Below are 13,636 nucleotides of genomic sequence, written 5' to 3' on the forward strand. Positions count from 1 at the left end.
GTGGCGGTGGTGACGGACCGTCCGACGACGCGCTGTGCGGCGGGCAACCGCCGTCGAGACCTGACGATCCGGCGGTGACAATGCCGCATGCGTCTCTTGCTGCTGCGGCACGGCCAGACCCCGTCGAACGTGCGAGGACTCGTCGACACCGCCATCCCGGGCCCGCGGCTCACCGCGCTGGGCGAGCGCCAGGCCGCTGCGGTGCCGGCGGCGCTGGAGGGCCGCCGCATCGACGCGATCGCGGTCTCGACCCTGCTGCGCACGGCGCTCACCGCGGCCCCGCTCGCGGATCGCCTGAGCCTCGCGCCGACGACCTACGACGGGCTGCGGGAGGTGGACGCCGGCGACCTGGAGATGTCCAGCGGTCACGAGGCGCACCAGGCCTACCTCTCGACGGTGTTCGCCTGGGCGCGCGGCGACACGCACCGGCGCATGCCGGGCGGGCCCGACGGGGCGACGTTCCTGGCGCGCTTCGACGACGCCGTCGCGCAGGTCGTCGCCGCGGGCGGGAGCACCGCGGTCGTGGTCTCGCACGGAGCCGCCATCCGCTGCTGGGTGGCCGCCCGTGTCGCGGGTGTCGACGTCGACGACGTCGAGCGGACTCCGCTGGACAACACCGGTGCGATCGAGATCGACGGCGACCCGGCCGGCGGATGGCGGCTCGTCGCGTGGTCGACCGACCCCCTGGGCGGCCCGACGCTGCGCGACGACGCGGGCGACGATCCGACCGGCGAGCCACTCGACGCGTGACGGCGCACGCCGTTGCCTGCCACACGGGCCTCCCATCAGGAGGTTCGCTCACCCGGTCGCCATCGCCGCAGCGTCAGTCAGCGGGCGGATCCGATGGCTCGTCTGCGGGCGTCGTGGGTTCCTGATAGAGGCCCACGACGCTGCCACCGGGGTCGCGGAATCGAGCGGTCAGCTCAGCCGGATCCCCTCCGACCGGCTGGACGATCTCGCACCCCTCGGCCCTGACGCGCTGGACGGCCGCGGCAAGGTCGTCGACCCAGATGTACACGAGCATCCCGGGCGGGGTCGGCTCGCGGTGGGGGACCCAGTGACCGCTGACCTCGTCGGTCGAGTCCTCGAAGAAGTAGGTGCCGTGCTCGGCCCGCACCTTCCAGCCGAAGACGCGGGCGTAGAACTCTGCGGCCTTCTGCGGGTCGTCCGCCGGCAGCTCGACGTGGCAGATCTTGCCGTGGCCCAGGGTGGCCATGAGCATCACCTCCACTCGATGGTCGCGCACGCCTGGGAGCACGGTCCAGAGAGAGGTCGCCGACGTCGCGGCGAGACCAGGGTTCTTGCGGACCCGCTTCGCAGGTGTTCTTCCTGGGAGGATCGGCTGCATGGCCGACTGGATGATGGTGCGCACGGCGTTGGTTCGAGCGCGCGACACCTGGGACGGATAGGCAAGGTGGGTGCTCGCGTAGGCCTGTGCGGCTGGACCGTCTCGCAGGCGTCGTACGTACGTCGCTTCCCCGTCGTCGAGGTGCAGCACACGTTCTACGAACCACCCTCTGACGCCGTGCTGATGCGCTGGCGAGCCCAGGTGCCGGCCGGTTTCGAGTTCACGATCAAGGCGTGGCAGGTCGTCACCCACGAGTCCAACAGCCCCACCTACCGGCGGATGAAGCAGCCTCTGCCGGACAGCGCACGTGGCCAGGTCGGAGCGTTCCGGACCACGCCCGCGGTCCTCGCGGGGTGGCAGCGGACTCTCGAGTGCGCCCGGATCCTGCAGGCCACCGCCGTCCTGCTGCAGTGTCCGAAGAGCTTTCGCGCGACGGCCGACAACGTCGGACGGCTGCGCACCTTCATGACGCAGGTGGAGCGGCCCGCGGGGCGGCTGCTGTGGGAGCCCCGTGGTGAGTGGCCCACGCAGCTGGTCACCGAGCTGTGCGCCGAGCTGGATCTCGTTCACGTCGTCGACCCGATGCAGACAGAGACCGTGACGCCCGAGCAGACCTACTACCGCCTGCACGGCACGACCGGCTCGCGTCACGTCCACTCCGACGACGAGCTGCGCCGGCTCCGGGACATGGTCGACGGTCGACCGTCCCCCTACGTCATGTTCAACAACCTCCCCCGCGTCGGCGACGCGGAGCGGTTCCTCGCCCTGCTCTGATCACGCCAGGTGCGTGAGGGCATCGCGCCACTCGTCCCGGCTGCGCGGCCGTGCCTCAGAAGGTGGAGGCGGTCCGCTCGAGGTAGCGGGCGACGATCCCCAGCTCGTCCTCGCTGAACTCGGCGTCCGTGCGTTCGAGGCTCTGCGTGTACTGGTCGTAGCGGCCGATGATTGGCTCGATCCTCTCGGCGACGAGCTCGATGTTGATGCGGCGCCGATCCTGGGGGTCGCGCACGCGGCGGACGTAGCCCGCGGCCTCCAGGCGGTCGAGGACGCGTGTCACGGTGCTGGTCGGCAGTCCCGTGGTCCGGCTGAGCTCCTTGGGCGTGCGGACGTCCTCACGCAGGACGAGCAGGTGCAGCGTCTGGAGGTCGGTGACGAGCAGGTCGAGCTCGCGCGCGATGCGCTCGTTCCCGAGCACCGCGTTGACCAGCGCACCCTGGAGCGCCCGGCGGATCCGGTCGCCGTTCGGGCTCGACATCTCCCACCCCCGGTGCGTAATCTCTCCAATGCGGGACTATCCCGTTGGCGTCACATCCCGGCTCGGGATGATCCCGAGTCGAACACTACCGGGGAGAGAGCCCGGTCCTCCCGGCGACGTGCAGGAACCAGGATCGTCGCTGTCGACGCGACGTCATCACCGACGCCGCTGGCCGCCGCGCCACGAGCCGGCCCTGGAAGGGAGCCACCCCATGTCCGACACCGGCACCTTGCCCGGATGGTTGAAGCCCGCCAACCGCCTCGTGAAGCTCCTGCACCGGCTCGGCGTGCCGCTCGGGACCATCCACATCATCACGATCCCCGGCCGCACCACCGGCGAACCGCGGTCGACGCCCGTCTCACCGCTCACCGTCGACGGTCGCCGTTACGTCATCGCCGGGCTCGCCGACTCGAGCTGGGCCAGGAACGCCCGCGCCGCCGGTCACGGTCGCCTCACGCGAGGACGCGCGCACGAGGACGTCGACCTGGTCGAGGTCACCGACCCCGCCGTTCGCAGGCGCGTCATGACCGCGTTCCCGACCGAGGTGCCCCACGGCGTCCAGTTCTTCATCCGCCTCGGGATCGTCGAGGGCGCCGAACCTGCCCAGTTCGCCGCAGCCGCGGACGAGGTCGCCGTCTTCGAGACGCGTCCCGCCGCGCACCGGCCCGCCGCGGCGCAGCCCTGACGGCGACCGTCCCGGCGCACGCTGCGGACCACGTCAGAACAGCCGTTCGCCCAGCACCCGGTCGAGCGCCGCGCGTCCCGCCGGCCCCCACGCGGGCTTCCCGCCGGGCAGGCCGCGGTCCCCGTTCTGGCCCATGAGCATCAGGAAGAGGCTCTTCACGGCGGCCAGTCCGCGGGCACGTCGGACGGTCGCCTCGTCCGCCTGCGCGTAGGTGGCGAAGAAGCGCGCGGTGACGCCCGCCGGCAGCAGGAGCCACGCCGCCGCGAGGTCCCACGCCGGGTCGCCGGCGAACAGGTCGCCGAAGTCCACGACGCCGGCCAGCGTCCCGTCGGTGACGACGACGTTCGCCGGGTGCAGGTCCCCGTGCACCCACACCGGCAGGCTCCGCCAGGCGGGGGCGGCGACGGCGTCGTCCCAGACGGCTCGGACGTCGGCGGCGTCCCGGCCGATCGCCTCGGCACCGACGGAGCCGAGGAAGTGCTCGAAGCCGTCGGTGCAGTCCCGGGGGTGCGCGCCGCGGTCGGTACTCACCGGCGCGTCGGGGGGCGCCTCCACGTGCAGCGCCCGGAGGAACGCCGCCAGGGCGTCGGCCGCGTGCTCGCCGCGAGTGATCGACCCGTGGTCCAGCGGCGTTCCCGGGACCCACGTCATCACCGTCCAGAGCTTGGGGAACCGCGCGGACGGCGCACCGTCGCGCACCGGGACGGGAACGGGCAGCGGCAGGCGTGGGGCGAGCAGCGGCAGCCACCGGCGCTCCTTGAGCTGGTGGTCGGGCGTCGTGTCCATCCGCTGGATCCGCACGGCCAGCTCGCTGCCGAGGCGCCACATCTGGTTGCCCCAGCCGCCGTCGACCTCGCGGAGCGGGAGATCGGCCAGGTCGGGGTGCTGGTCCCGCAGCAGGTCGCGGACGAGATCTGCGGTGATCTCGCTCGTCGTCATGCGGAGCCACCCTAGTGAGCAGAGCGTCGATGCCCGCGAGGGCTGCTCCGTGTCCTGCGTGGCAGCGTCCTCGGCACCCGCCGGTTGCGCACCTGCCCCGACCGCCCTGTCGAATCCCGCGACCCCTGCCCGTCACAGTGGTGTCGGGCCACACGGGGCGAGCACGCAGGAGGAGCGTCATGACGCAGTACGCCATCTACTTCCAGCAGCAGTGGGTGGGGGACCACCCGGCCGAGTGGTTCCGCAGCCGCGTGGAGCCCAGCACGGCGGTCGTCCGTGACATGGAGGCGGCGGGGGTCCTGGTCTTCGCCGGCGGGCTCGAGGAGGACCCGGCCGACGCGTTCACCGCCGACGCGACGAGCGGGACCCTGTCGATCACCGACGGTCCCTACGCCGAGACCGTCGAGCAGCTGGGCGGGATCACGATCATCGACGTGCCCGACCTGGACACGGCCAAGATGTGGGCGGGCAGGGTCGCCGAGGGGTGCGGCTGGCCCCAGGAGGTCCGGGTCGTCCGGTAGGTCCCCGGAGGCTCGGCGGGCCAGCCCGTCGGGCCGTCGCTCGTCCGGACTCGTCTGCCTCCTGCCGACCGGATCCTCGCCGGGCGCTGCCCGTCAGCGGGTCTCGTGCAGAAGCCCTGCCTCGTGCGCGAGGACCGCGAGGTGCGTGCGGTCCTTGACGCCGAGCTTGACGAACATGCGCCGGAGGTAGGTGCGCACGGTCTCGGTGCTGAGCACGAGCTGGTCCGCGATCTCCTGGTTGCTGCACCCACGGGCCACCAGCCGGACGACCTCGAGCTCGCGCGGGGTGAGCAGCCGCCCGACGAACGTGTGCGGACGTTCGGGGCGGGGTGGGGCGAGCTGGCGCAGGAGCCGGGCCGTGACCTCCGGGGCGAGGTGGGCGTGGCCGGCGTGCGCGGTGCGCACGCCGGCGAGGACCTCCTGCGGCGAGGCGTTCTTGAGCAGGAACCCGGAGACCCCCAGGCTCAGCGCCTCGTGCACGTAGTCGTCGAGGTCGAAGGTCGTGAGCATGACCACGCGCACGTCGGGCACGTCCTGGAGGATCTCGCGCGCCGCGTCGAGGCCCGTGCGACGCGGCATCTGGACGTCCAGGAGCGCCACGTGGGGCTGGTAGGCCCGCACGAGGCGGACGGCCTCGTCGCCGTCCCCCGCCTCGCCCTCGAGACGGAAGCCCGGGGTCCGTTCGAAGAGCTTGCGGTAGACGCCCCGGAACGACGGGTCGTCGTCGGCGACGACGACCCGGATGGACGGTTCGGTCATAGCACGCAAGTATCCCGGGCCACGGCCGGCCGCCGGTGCCGGATCGGGGTGGTCTAGCATCCGTCGCATGCCAGGCTCTGCGCTCGCGGCGCCGTCGCCGCACGAGTCGTCGGCGCTGGTCCGGTGGTCGGTGAACGCTGTCGCCGCGGCGGTCGTCCTGGGTGTGTTCTGGCTGCCGCCCGCGATGGGCGCGGACGATCCGTGGCATCGCGCGGTAGGGCTGTCGCTCGCGGCGTTCGTCGGGGTGGCGATGCTGGTCAGGGAGCGGCTCCCCACCCTCGTCGTGGCGGGTGTCGGGCTCGCGACCCTGGGCGCGATGGCGCTCGGGGTCACGGAGGACTTCATGCTCGCGGTCGCGTGGTGCCTGTACCCGTTGGCGGTGCGTCGTGCCGCGAGCGCACGCCGGCTGGTGATCGGGCTCGTCGCCGTGCTGCTCGTCGTCCTGGCCGTGTCGGGTGTCCCGGACGACAGCCGGCAGGTGGCGCAGTGGATGGTCCTGTCCGTGGCCGCGCCGGGCGTGGCGTGGTTGCTCGGCACGGCGGTCGGCCGCCGGATCGAGGTGGCGGCCGAGGCCGCGCGGGTCGCGGCGCGGCTGGAGGTCGCCCGTGACGTGCACGACGTGGTGGGTCACGCGCTCGGCCTGCTGAGCGCGGAGGCCGGGGTGGCCCGCTCGCTGCCCGACGCGGACGAGGACGAGCTGCGTGAGGCGCTGGCCGACATCGAGGTCCGGGCCCGCGGCACGCTGGAGGACGTCCAGGGCCTGGTCGGCGCCTTGCGGACGTCGTCGTCGGACGCGCCCGACCAGGGCGGGCTCGCGTCCCGTCTGCAGGAGCTGGTGGCGCGGACGCGTGGTGCAGGTGTCCACGTCGAGGCGCTGATCGAGGTCGACGAGCGGGTCGACGAGGCGACGAGCCTGGTGGTCTTCCGCATCGTCCAGGAGGCGCTGGCCAACACGGTGCGTCATGCGCCCGGCGCCCCGTGCACGGTGGTGGTCGGGTCGGAGGGGTCGCACGTGAGCGTGCGTGTCCGGGACCGGGGTCCGGGCGCCGGGGGCACGGAACCGGGATACGGCCTGACGGGGATGCGTGAGCGCGCCACCCTGGTGGGGGGCACCGTGGACTGGGCGGACCACCCGGCGGGTGGGTTCGAGGTCCTTGCCCGCCTGCCCGCGACTCGGCAGGTGTCTACTTCCGGGTGACCCGGGCGCCGGTGGGGTGCGGACAGGATCGAGGCGTCCTTCCCGCACGTCCGTGAGGTCCACGTGATCACGATCGAGCACCTGTCCAAGCGGTACCGGCAGTCCATGGCCGTCGACGACGTGACGTTCACCGCGGTGCCCGGCCGCGTGACGGGGTTCCTCGGTCCGAACGGCGCCGGCAAGTCGACGACGCTGCGCATCCTGCTCGGACTGAGCTCTGCGACGAGCGGCACGGCGACGATCGGCGGTCGGCGGTACGCCGAGCTGCGGGACCCCCTGCGGACGGTGGGGGCCATGCTGGACGGCGCGGGTGCGGTCCCGGAGCGTCGCGCGGTCGACCACCTCCGGTGGATCGCCCAGTCGAACCGGATCCCGCGGTCGCGGGTCGACGAGGTGCTCGGACTCGTGGATCTCGAGCGAGCCCGGTCGCAGCGGGTGCGCACGTTCTCGTCGGGGATGGCGCAGCGTCTGGGCATCGCGGCGGCGCTGCTCGGCGACCCGCAGGTCGTCGTCCTCGACGAGCCGACGAACGGCCTGGACCCCGCGGGGATCCGGTGGATCCGCACCCTGATGCGCGAGTTCGCCGCGCAGGGGCGCACCGTGCTGGTCTCGAGCCACCAGATGGCGGAGATGGCGGACACGGTCGACGACCTGGTGATCATCGACCGCGGTCGGGTCCTCGTGCACGGGACGCTCGGCGAGGTGGTCGCGGGGCACCTCTCGCTCGAGGACGCGTTCTTCGCCGCACTGGCCGCGGGCGCGGCCCGGTGAGCGCGCTCGTGGCGGTCGTGCGTTCCGAGCTGACGAAGATCCTCACGCTGCGCAGCGTGTGGCTCACGCTCGGTGGCGTGCTGGCGCTCCAGGTGCTCGTGGGTGCGACGTCGTTGTCCCTGTACTCCGACGCGGTCGCCGCCATCACGCCCGACGGGATCATCGAGATCTTCGTCGGGCAGCCGCAGGACGCGGAGCAGGCGATGCTGGAGAGTCTCGTCGCGTCGTCGCTCGAGACGTGCATCTTCCTGCCGGTGGTGGCGGCGGTGATCGCCGGGCAGGAGTTCCGCGGGCGTCAGCTGCGCACGAGCATGCTCGCGGTGCCCGCGCGCGGGCACCTGGTCGCCGCGAAGCTCGGCGCCGCCGGCATCTTCCTCCTCCTGCCTGCGTTGCTGGTCGCCGCGGTGTCGACGCTGTTCACCTGGCTCGCGGTGCGGCAGTGGCAGTCCGGGCTCGTCGTGAGCCAGGCCGCGTTGTCCGCGCAGGCTCGGTTCGTCGTCCTCGCGGTGGCGCTGTGCCTGGTGACGTACGCGGTCACGCTCGTCACGCGCAGCGTGGTGATCGCGGTGATGGTGGCGGTGGTCCTGACCGCCGTGGCGATGTCCCAGGCCCTCGCGCCGACCCTGGACCGCTGGCTGCCGGTCAGTGCGGGTCGCAACCTGCTGCTGGACCCCGTGTCCACGCCCGACCTGACGTCGGGGCGGACGCTCGCGGTCGCGGTGCTGGCGACGTGGGTCGTCGTGCTCGGGATCGCCGCGGGTACGGCGTTCACCCGCCGGGAGGCGCCGTGAGCGCCGTGCTCGCCGCGGAGCTCACGAAGGTCCGCACCCTCCCGTCGGCGTGGGCGGTGGTGGGCGCCGCGCTCGTCGCCGACATGGTGCTGGCGGTGCTCGCGCGCGACGACACGCTGCGCCTGGCCGGAGCCGACGGCGGGACCCCGCTCGGCCAGGTCGGCAGTCTCATGCTCGCGCCCGTGTACGTCTTCGCAGCGCTCGGTGCGATCGCGGCGGGGAGCGAGTACACCGGCGGGCAGCTGCGCTCGAGCCTGCTCGCGACGCCGGACCGCGCCCGGTCGTTCCGCGCCCACCTGGCCGTGGCGGCGGGCGTGAGCGCAGCCGCCGCGCTCGTGGTCGTGGCGCCGGCATACCTCGTCCAGCACGCGGGCGCCCTGGGCGCGGGCACGCTCGGGCCACGTGATGCCGTGACGGCGGTGCTCGCGCTGGTGAGCGCGTACACGTTGGTGTCGGTGCTCGCGTTCGGGTTCGCGGTGCTGGCTCGTGGCGCGGTGGTGCCGCTGGTCGTGCTCGTCGTCGCCGCCCTGCTCGTCGCACCGACCCTGCGCGGTGCGCTGCCGCAGGTGATCGCGCTTCTCCCGCAGGACGCGGCGCTGAGCGCCGTCGGGACGCCCGAGGGCCCTGACGCGTTGACGCGTGGGGCGGGTCTCGGGGTCCTGACGGCATGGGTCGCCGCGTGCGTCGCGGCGGCGTCCGTGACGTTCGCACGACGTGATGCCTGATGTCGCAGGACGACGCCCGGGCGTTCGTCGACGCGAGCACGCAGGACGCCCGCCGCTCCGGGTGGATCGCCGTGGTGTTCACACCTCCGACGCGCTCACCGGGCAGCAGCGCGACGAGGTGGTCGGCGGGCTCGACGGGCTGCACGTCCGACTGAGCGCCGTCCGGCGGCGCGTCGGAGCCGCGTTGCGGGGTGTAGCGGGCACGCGGATCCAGCGGCTCCGGACCAGGCGGGTGGGTCTCAACCCCGACGGGCCGCGGCCTCGTGGATCGTGGTGACGCCCTGGATCACGACGGCGTCGATCGCGGACTCGTCTGGGGCGCGTCGCTCCCACACGAGGCCCGGCTCGAGCGACTCGTCGACCGCACCGTCGGGACGACGGGGCCACAGCTGCGTGCGCGGGTAGGTGCCCGTCAGCGCGAGCGACCACCCCGTGCCGGCGACACGCTCGTCGACAGCGGTGACGATCTGCTGCTCGATCTGCCGCGCCGACTCGGGCGCCCCCGGGTCACACCTGGCGATCGCGAACGCCACGGCCTCGGTGTGCTCGTCCTCGTCGCCGGCCCACGCCCGTGCGATCTCCTCCAACGCCGCCAGCAGCACGGGGTCCGCGAGCTCTGCCGCCGCCTCGAGCACCACGAGCCCGATGAGCCTGTCGGGTTCCTCGATCAGAGCCAGGACCCGGGCGAGCGCCGCCGGGTCCCCGCGGCGGGCCAGCCCCAGCAGCGCCTCCGCTGCTGTGTCGGGGTCCTCGTCGTCCAGCCGCGCGAGCAGGGCGGCGCGGATCGCGGGTGAGTCCTGCGACCACTGGGAACCCAGGCCGAAGGTCGCCCAGTCACGGACGCGGGGATCGGGGTCCGACGAGAGCGTGATCAACGTATCGAGAGCCCGCTCGGTCGGGGGTGCGGCGTAGGGCATGCCCGGTACGGACATCGCCACCGCGCGGCGCACGCCGGGAGCCGGGTCCCCCGCGAACGACAGCAGCTCGTCGAGCCACGCGACGTCCTCCGCCTTGCCCAGGGCGTCCACCAGGTCCTCACGGACGTCGTCGTCCCGCTCCGCGCGAGCCGCGCGCAGCACCTCGGGGAGCACGCGCGCGCCGAAGGGTCGTCCCTCCGGGTACCCGAACTGTCCGAGGACCCACGCCGCGGCCCGGCGGTGCCACGGGTCGTCGTGCGACAGCGCGCTCAGAGCCAGCTCGAGGACGGACTCCGCAGCCTCGACCTGGAGCTGCTGCACCAGGGACGCCGCCTCGTCGTCCACGTCGGCGTCCTCGGGCCCCTGACCCAGCGCGAGCAGCCGCACCCACCGTGCGTCGACCTCAGCCACGACGCGACGGTATCGCTCACTCCCGGGCACAGGGGGGGATACCGTCGCCAACCTCTCGGTGCTCGAGAACGGACGTGCCCGTGCCGTCCGGTCCTCCACGCTCACCGCGATCTGCGACGCGCTGGACCGTCGCCCCGGCGACATCCTGGACGTCGAGGCACGCGCCGCTCCACCCCGCTGATCGGTGCGGACAGTTCCGTATCCTGCGTGTCATGGCACTGAGCGCGTTGTTCATCGGCGGGACCGGCATCATCAGCACGGAGGCGGCCCGGCGGGCGGTCGCGGAGGGTGTCGAGGTCACCCTGCTCAACCGTGGTCGGTCGTCGACGCGGCCGGTGCCCGACGGCGCCCGCGTCCTGCACGCCGACGTCCGCGACCCGCAGTCCGTGCGCGCCGCGCTGGGTGACCTGGAGTTCGACGCCGTCGTGGAGTTCACGGCGTTCACCCCCGAGCACGTCCAGGCCGACCTCGACCTGTTCACCGGCCGCACCGGGCAGTACGTGTTCATCAGCTCCGCCTCGGCGTACCAGACGCCGCCCACCCACCTGCCCGTCGTCGAGTCGACGCCGCTGCGCAACCCGTTCTGGGAGTACTCCCGCAACAAGATCGCGTGCGAGGACCTGCTCGTCCGGGCGTACCGCGACACCGGCCTGCCGATCACGATCGTGCGCCCGTCGCACACCTACGACGCCACGCTCGTCCCGATGGACGGCGGCTGGACGGTCGTCGACCGGATGCGCCGCGGCCTGGAGGTCGTCGTGCCCGGGGACGGGACGTCGCGGTGGACGATCACGCACAGCGCCGACGTCGCGGTCGGGCTGGTCGGGCTGCTGGGTCGCGAGGAGGCGATCGGCGAGGCGTTCCACATCACCGGCGACGAGGCGCCGTCGTGGGACCAGATCTTCCGCGCGATGGCCCGGGCTGCCGGCGTGGACGAGCCGCGGCTCGTGCACGTCGCGTCCGACGCGATCGCGGCCGCCGACCCCGAGCTGGGCGCCGGGATCCTCGGCGACAAGGCGCACACGATGATCTTCGACAACTCGAAGATCCGGCGGCTGGTCCCGCAGTTCTCGCCCCGCATCCCGTTCGCGCAGGGCGCCCGCGAGATCGTCGCCTGGCACGACGCGGACCCCGCGCGCCGGGTGGTCGACCCGCAGTTCGACGCCCTCACGGAGCGCCTGCTGGAGGCGTACCGGCCGCGCCCTCTGTGAGGGCTCAGCCGCTGGGCTGACGGTCCACGGGCTTCAGCAGGATCTCGCCGTCCCCGCGTGCCTGACGTCGGACGTGCTCCGTGACGGGCGCGGTGACCCGGTGCAGCGCGTCTGCCTCCTGTTGCCCGCCGGGCTCGCGCTCAGCATGGCGAAACCGCTCCTCGGCTGAGCGATCCGCGCGCCCACCTGCGCCGGCGGCCCTTGCAGCCTCAGCGGTTTCGTATACGAAATGCACATGGCTGCTCGCGGCGAGATCCACGGCAAGCCGGTCGACGACGCCCAGATCCAAGCATGGGCCGACGAGGCCGAAGCCGGGCACGACCCCGCCGCCCTGCGACGCCGCGGGCGGCCCACCGCCGGTGAAGGGCCCGGTGTCGTCAGCACCCCCGCGCTCAGTGACCCTGGTCTAGGCCGAGTCCTCGAGGAAGTCGAGGATCGCCTCGGCGAGCCGCTCGGGCTGGTCCTCGGGGACGAGTGTCGAGGAGTCGGCGATCTCGACGAGGCGTCCGGCCGGGTAGAGGGCCGCGAGCCGCGGCCCGTGCTCGCGAGGCATCATCGGGTCGTCCTGCGCCCACACCACCAGCACGGGGCCCGTGAAGTCGGCAAGCCGCTCGGACCAGGCCAGGAGCGTCGCGCGATCCGGTGCCGAGGCCGCGAACGCCGCGAAGTCGCGCCGGATCGCCCGTGACCTCAGCGCGGGTGCGATCCAGTCGTCGAAGACGTCGTCCGGGATGCCGCGCAGGCTCATGGCGCCGTAGGCGCGTGGGCTGTGCCGGAACCAGCGGGTTCGCATCAGCTGCACGACGAGCCAGATCCCGCCCGGCACCCGGGCGGCCGCCGCCAGGGCCTTGGCCGGTGCGGGCGGGAAGTTGTCGAACGCCTCGCACGCCACCAGCACCATCCGCCCGACGCGTTGCGCGCGGCCCTCGGAGACGAGGAACTGGCCACCGCCCCAGTCGTTGAGCACGAGCGTCACGTCCGTGAGGTCGAGCCGCTCGAGGAGCTCGCCGAGCAGCAGCGCCACGCCGCGGTGGGTCAGGTCCGCACCCGGGCGCATCGGCTGCCGGTGGCCGCCGAGCGGGAGGGTCGGCAGGATGCACCGGCACCCGGTGAGCAGTGGCACGACCTTGCGCCACTGCGTCTCGTTCATGGGGACGCCGTGCGCGAAGACGAGCACGGGTCCGTCGCCACCCGTGTCCACGTAGTCGATGCGGCCCGCGCTCAGCTCGATGTGATCGCGCATGGTTCACGCTGGCACGCCCCGGTGCGGGCCGTCGACCGTCACGGGGCGACCGTCATGACCGTCACGAGGCGACCGTCGTGGTCAGCGTCAGGCGAACCGCACGGCGATGCCCGGGTAGTCGAGCACGAGCCCGTACGTGTCGTAGGTGAGGACGGCCTCGAACCCGCCCTCCGCCCGGTAGGCGAAGTGGTCGTCGTCCAGCCGTCGGTAGGACTGGTCGAGCCGCCGGACGGTCAGGTCGGCCGCCTGGACGTAGACGGCGGGAGTGGCGACCTCCTTCCCGACGGGCAGCGTCAACCGGTGGACCGGGAACGTGTTCGTGCAGGCGGACGCCTCGAGGTCGACGTCGAGCAGCCCGTCCAGACGGGGTGCCGGTCGGCCGTCGACGGTCCATCTGCCCTGGCCGTCGGAGAGGAGCTCGGTGGTGCGCAGCCCGCTCACGGTGTCGGACGAGACTCGGACCGACCGGGTCCTCCAGTTGTCGTCGAGCGTGATCTCGTACGCGACGGCGTGCGCCCGGCCGTCCTCGACGGCGGACGTGTGCCCGCGCAACCTGCCCGGCTCGAGGTAGACCACCTCGAACCCGTCGACCGCTCCGGCGAACCGCCAGGCGGCGAACGGCGGGAGCGCCATGTCCACCGTTCCAGGGAACCAGGCGGGTGGACGGTCGCCAAGGCCCGCCGTCCATGACGAGGCTCGGGCGTGGTGGGGGTCGGCTAGCCTGCGCCGGTGAGCTGGGACGTGTGAGCGCGCCGGGTCCGGGACCCGAGGCTGCCTCTGAGGCATCGATCCAGTGCGCTGAGGTCGCTGATCAACCTCCACGCCCCTCTCGGGTTCGAGGGCACCGAGCGGCACCTGCGTC

General features: G+C 73.1%; 18 protein-coding genes and 1 pseudogene. 11 read left to right on the top strand and 8 right to left on the bottom strand.

The features are described from left to right. Positions 1–87 precede the first annotated feature (87 nt). The gene (locus NP075_RS02075; RefSeq protein ID WP_227564848.1) at positions 88–750 is read left to right on the top strand and encodes a histidine phosphatase family protein; all 663 of its coding nucleotides are present in this window, start codon (positions 88–90) and stop codon (positions 748–750) included. A 73-nt stretch (positions 751–823) separates the two neighbouring features. On the opposite strand, the gene NP075_RS02080 is transcribed toward NP075_RS02075, so the two are convergent. Continuing rightward, the gene (locus tag NP075_RS02080) at positions 824–1,372 is read right to left on the bottom strand and encodes a VOC family protein (protein WP_227564849.1); all 549 of its coding nucleotides are present in this window, start codon (positions 1,370–1,372) and stop codon (positions 824–826) included. Positions 1,373–1,414: 42 nt separating this feature from the next. Between NP075_RS02080 and NP075_RS02085 the strand changes: the two genes are divergently transcribed. Further along, positions 1,415–2,122, top strand: coding sequence for a DUF72 domain-containing protein (locus tag NP075_RS02085; RefSeq protein WP_227564850.1), 708 nt, complete (start codon positions 1,415–1,417; stop codon positions 2,120–2,122). A gap of 55 nt (positions 2,123–2,177) precedes the next feature. Here the strand turns inward: NP075_RS02085 and NP075_RS02090 are convergent, their stop codons facing one another. After that, on the bottom strand, positions 2,178–2,603 hold the full coding sequence (locus NP075_RS02090; RefSeq protein ID WP_227564851.1) for a MarR family winged helix-turn-helix transcriptional regulator: 426 nt from the start codon (positions 2,601–2,603) through the stop codon (positions 2,178–2,180). Between the two features lie 211 nt (positions 2,604–2,814). On the opposite strand from NP075_RS02090, the gene NP075_RS02095 reads away from it, so the two are divergent. Continuing rightward, positions 2,815–3,288, top strand: coding sequence for a nitroreductase/quinone reductase family protein (locus tag NP075_RS02095; protein WP_227564852.1), 474 nt, complete (start codon positions 2,815–2,817; stop codon positions 3,286–3,288). Between the two features lie 33 nt (positions 3,289–3,321). Here the strand turns inward: NP075_RS02095 and NP075_RS02100 are convergent, their stop codons facing one another. Then, entirely contained in the window at positions 3,322–4,227 is a 906-nt protein-coding gene (locus NP075_RS02100) for a phosphotransferase (RefSeq protein ID WP_227564853.1), read from the bottom strand. Between the two features lie 179 nt (positions 4,228–4,406). Here NP075_RS02100 and NP075_RS02105 point away from each other — a divergent pair, with 179 nt between their 5' ends. Continuing rightward, on the top strand, positions 4,407–4,748 hold the full coding sequence (locus NP075_RS02105) for a YciI family protein (RefSeq protein WP_227564854.1): 342 nt from the start codon (positions 4,407–4,409) through the stop codon (positions 4,746–4,748). Positions 4,749–4,841: 93 nt separating this feature from the next. Here the strand turns inward: NP075_RS02105 and NP075_RS02110 are convergent, their stop codons facing one another. Continuing rightward, the gene (locus NP075_RS02110; RefSeq protein ID WP_227564855.1) at positions 4,842–5,507 is read right to left on the bottom strand and encodes a response regulator; all 666 of its coding nucleotides are present in this window, start codon (positions 5,505–5,507) and stop codon (positions 4,842–4,844) included. A gap of 67 nt (positions 5,508–5,574) precedes the next feature. Here NP075_RS02110 and NP075_RS02115 point away from each other — a divergent pair, with 67 nt between their 5' ends. The 5 genes from NP075_RS02115 to NP075_RS02135 all read left to right on the top strand — a co-directional run bounded on the left by NP075_RS02115 (position 5,575) and on the right by NP075_RS02135 (position 9,147). Then, positions 5,575–6,705 (top strand): sensor histidine kinase, encoded by a 1,131-nt coding sequence (locus NP075_RS02115; protein ID WP_227564856.1) that lies wholly within the window; start codon positions 5,575–5,577, stop codon positions 6,703–6,705. A gap of 63 nt (positions 6,706–6,768) precedes the next feature. Then, positions 6,769–7,476, top strand: a complete 708-nt coding sequence (locus NP075_RS02120) for an ABC transporter ATP-binding protein (RefSeq protein ID WP_227564857.1) — start codon at positions 6,769–6,771, stop codon at positions 7,474–7,476. Beyond that, complete coding sequence (locus tag NP075_RS02125; RefSeq protein WP_227564858.1) at positions 7,473–8,267, top strand: ABC transporter permease; 795 nt, start codon at positions 7,473–7,475, stop codon at positions 8,265–8,267. The genes NP075_RS02120 and NP075_RS02125 overlap by 4 nt, the downstream gene beginning before the upstream one ends. Next, on the top strand, positions 8,264–8,992 hold the full coding sequence (locus NP075_RS02130) for a hypothetical protein (RefSeq protein ID WP_227564859.1): 729 nt from the start codon (positions 8,264–8,266) through the stop codon (positions 8,990–8,992). Before NP075_RS02125 ends, NP075_RS02130 begins: the two co-directional genes overlap by 4 nt. Further along, on the top strand, positions 8,992–9,147 hold the full coding sequence (locus NP075_RS02135) for a hypothetical protein (protein WP_227564860.1): 156 nt from the start codon (positions 8,992–8,994) through the stop codon (positions 9,145–9,147). Before NP075_RS02130 ends, NP075_RS02135 begins: the two co-directional genes overlap by 1 nt. A gap of 84 nt (positions 9,148–9,231) precedes the next feature. On the opposite strand, the gene NP075_RS02140 is transcribed toward NP075_RS02135, so the two are convergent. Continuing rightward, positions 9,232–10,320, bottom strand: a complete 1,089-nt coding sequence (locus NP075_RS02140) for a HEAT repeat domain-containing protein (protein WP_227564861.1) — start codon at positions 10,318–10,320, stop codon at positions 9,232–9,234. A gap of 52 nt (positions 10,321–10,372) precedes the next feature. Here NP075_RS02140 and NP075_RS02145 point away from each other — a divergent pair. Together NP075_RS02145 and NP075_RS02150 are read left to right on the top strand one after the other, a co-directional pair. Then, a pseudogene (locus NP075_RS02145) lies at positions 10,373–10,501 on the top strand (helix-turn-helix domain-containing protein); the annotation flags it as partial. Positions 10,502–10,532: 31 nt separating this feature from the next. Further along, on the top strand, positions 10,533–11,531 hold the full coding sequence (locus NP075_RS02150) for an NAD-dependent epimerase/dehydratase family protein (RefSeq protein ID WP_227564862.1): 999 nt from the start codon (positions 10,533–10,535) through the stop codon (positions 11,529–11,531). Positions 11,532–11,535: 4 nt separating this feature from the next. Here the strand turns inward: NP075_RS02150 and NP075_RS02155 are convergent, their stop codons facing one another. From NP075_RS02155 to NP075_RS02170, 3 genes are all read right to left on the bottom strand, one after another. Further along, entirely contained in the window at positions 11,536–11,850 is a 315-nt protein-coding gene (locus tag NP075_RS02155) for a hypothetical protein (protein WP_227564863.1), read from the bottom strand. Between the two features lie 87 nt (positions 11,851–11,937). Then, positions 11,938–12,774, bottom strand: coding sequence for an alpha/beta fold hydrolase (locus NP075_RS02165; RefSeq protein WP_227564864.1), 837 nt, complete (start codon positions 12,772–12,774; stop codon positions 11,938–11,940). An 87-nt stretch (positions 12,775–12,861) separates the two neighbouring features. Continuing rightward, positions 12,862–13,407 carry a putative glycolipid-binding domain-containing protein gene (locus tag NP075_RS02170; RefSeq protein ID WP_227564931.1) on the bottom strand — a complete coding sequence of 182 codons (546 nt, stop codon included), beginning with the start codon at positions 13,405–13,407 and terminating at the stop codon, positions 12,862–12,864. Positions 13,408–13,636: the final 229 nt, after the last annotated feature.

This window comes from Cellulomonas wangsupingiae (assembly GCF_024508275.1).
GTDB lineage: Bacteria > Actinomycetota > Actinomycetes > Actinomycetales > Cellulomonadaceae > Cellulomonas > Cellulomonas wangsupingiae.

Bases quoted from the DNA above. Each gene is read 5' to 3' on its own strand.
- NP075_RS02110 (WP_227564855.1), bottom strand. From the start codon at position 5,507: ATGACCGAACCGTCCATCCGGGTCGTCGTCGCCGACGACGACCCGTCG.
- NP075_RS02090 (WP_227564851.1), bottom strand. From the start codon at position 2,603: ATGTCGAGCCCGAACGGCGACCGGATCCGCCGGGCGCTCCAGGGTGCG.
- NP075_RS02100 (WP_227564853.1), bottom strand. From the start codon at position 4,227: ATGACGACGAGCGAGATCACCGCAGATCTCGTCCGCGACCTGCTGCGG.
- NP075_RS02170 (WP_227564931.1), bottom strand. From the start codon at position 13,407: ATGGCGCTCCCGCCGTTCGCCGCCTGGCGGTTCGCCGGAGCGGTCGAC.
- NP075_RS02115 (WP_227564856.1), top strand. From the start codon at position 5,575: ATGCCAGGCTCTGCGCTCGCGGCGCCGTCGCCGCACGAGTCGTCGGCG.
- NP075_RS02095 (WP_227564852.1), top strand. From the start codon at position 2,815: ATGTCCGACACCGGCACCTTGCCCGGATGGTTGAAGCCCGCCAACCGC.
- NP075_RS02075 (WP_227564848.1), top strand. From the start codon at position 88: ATGCGTCTCTTGCTGCTGCGGCACGGCCAGACCCCGTCGAACGTGCGA.
- NP075_RS02165 (WP_227564864.1), bottom strand. From the start codon at position 12,774: ATGCGCGATCACATCGAGCTGAGCGCGGGCCGCATCGACTACGTGGAC.
- NP075_RS02105 (WP_227564854.1), top strand. From the start codon at position 4,407: ATGACGCAGTACGCCATCTACTTCCAGCAGCAGTGGGTGGGGGACCAC.
- NP075_RS02135 (WP_227564860.1), top strand. From the start codon at position 8,992: ATGTCGCAGGACGACGCCCGGGCGTTCGTCGACGCGAGCACGCAGGAC.
- NP075_RS02150 (WP_227564862.1), top strand. From the start codon at position 10,533: ATGGCACTGAGCGCGTTGTTCATCGGCGGGACCGGCATCATCAGCACG.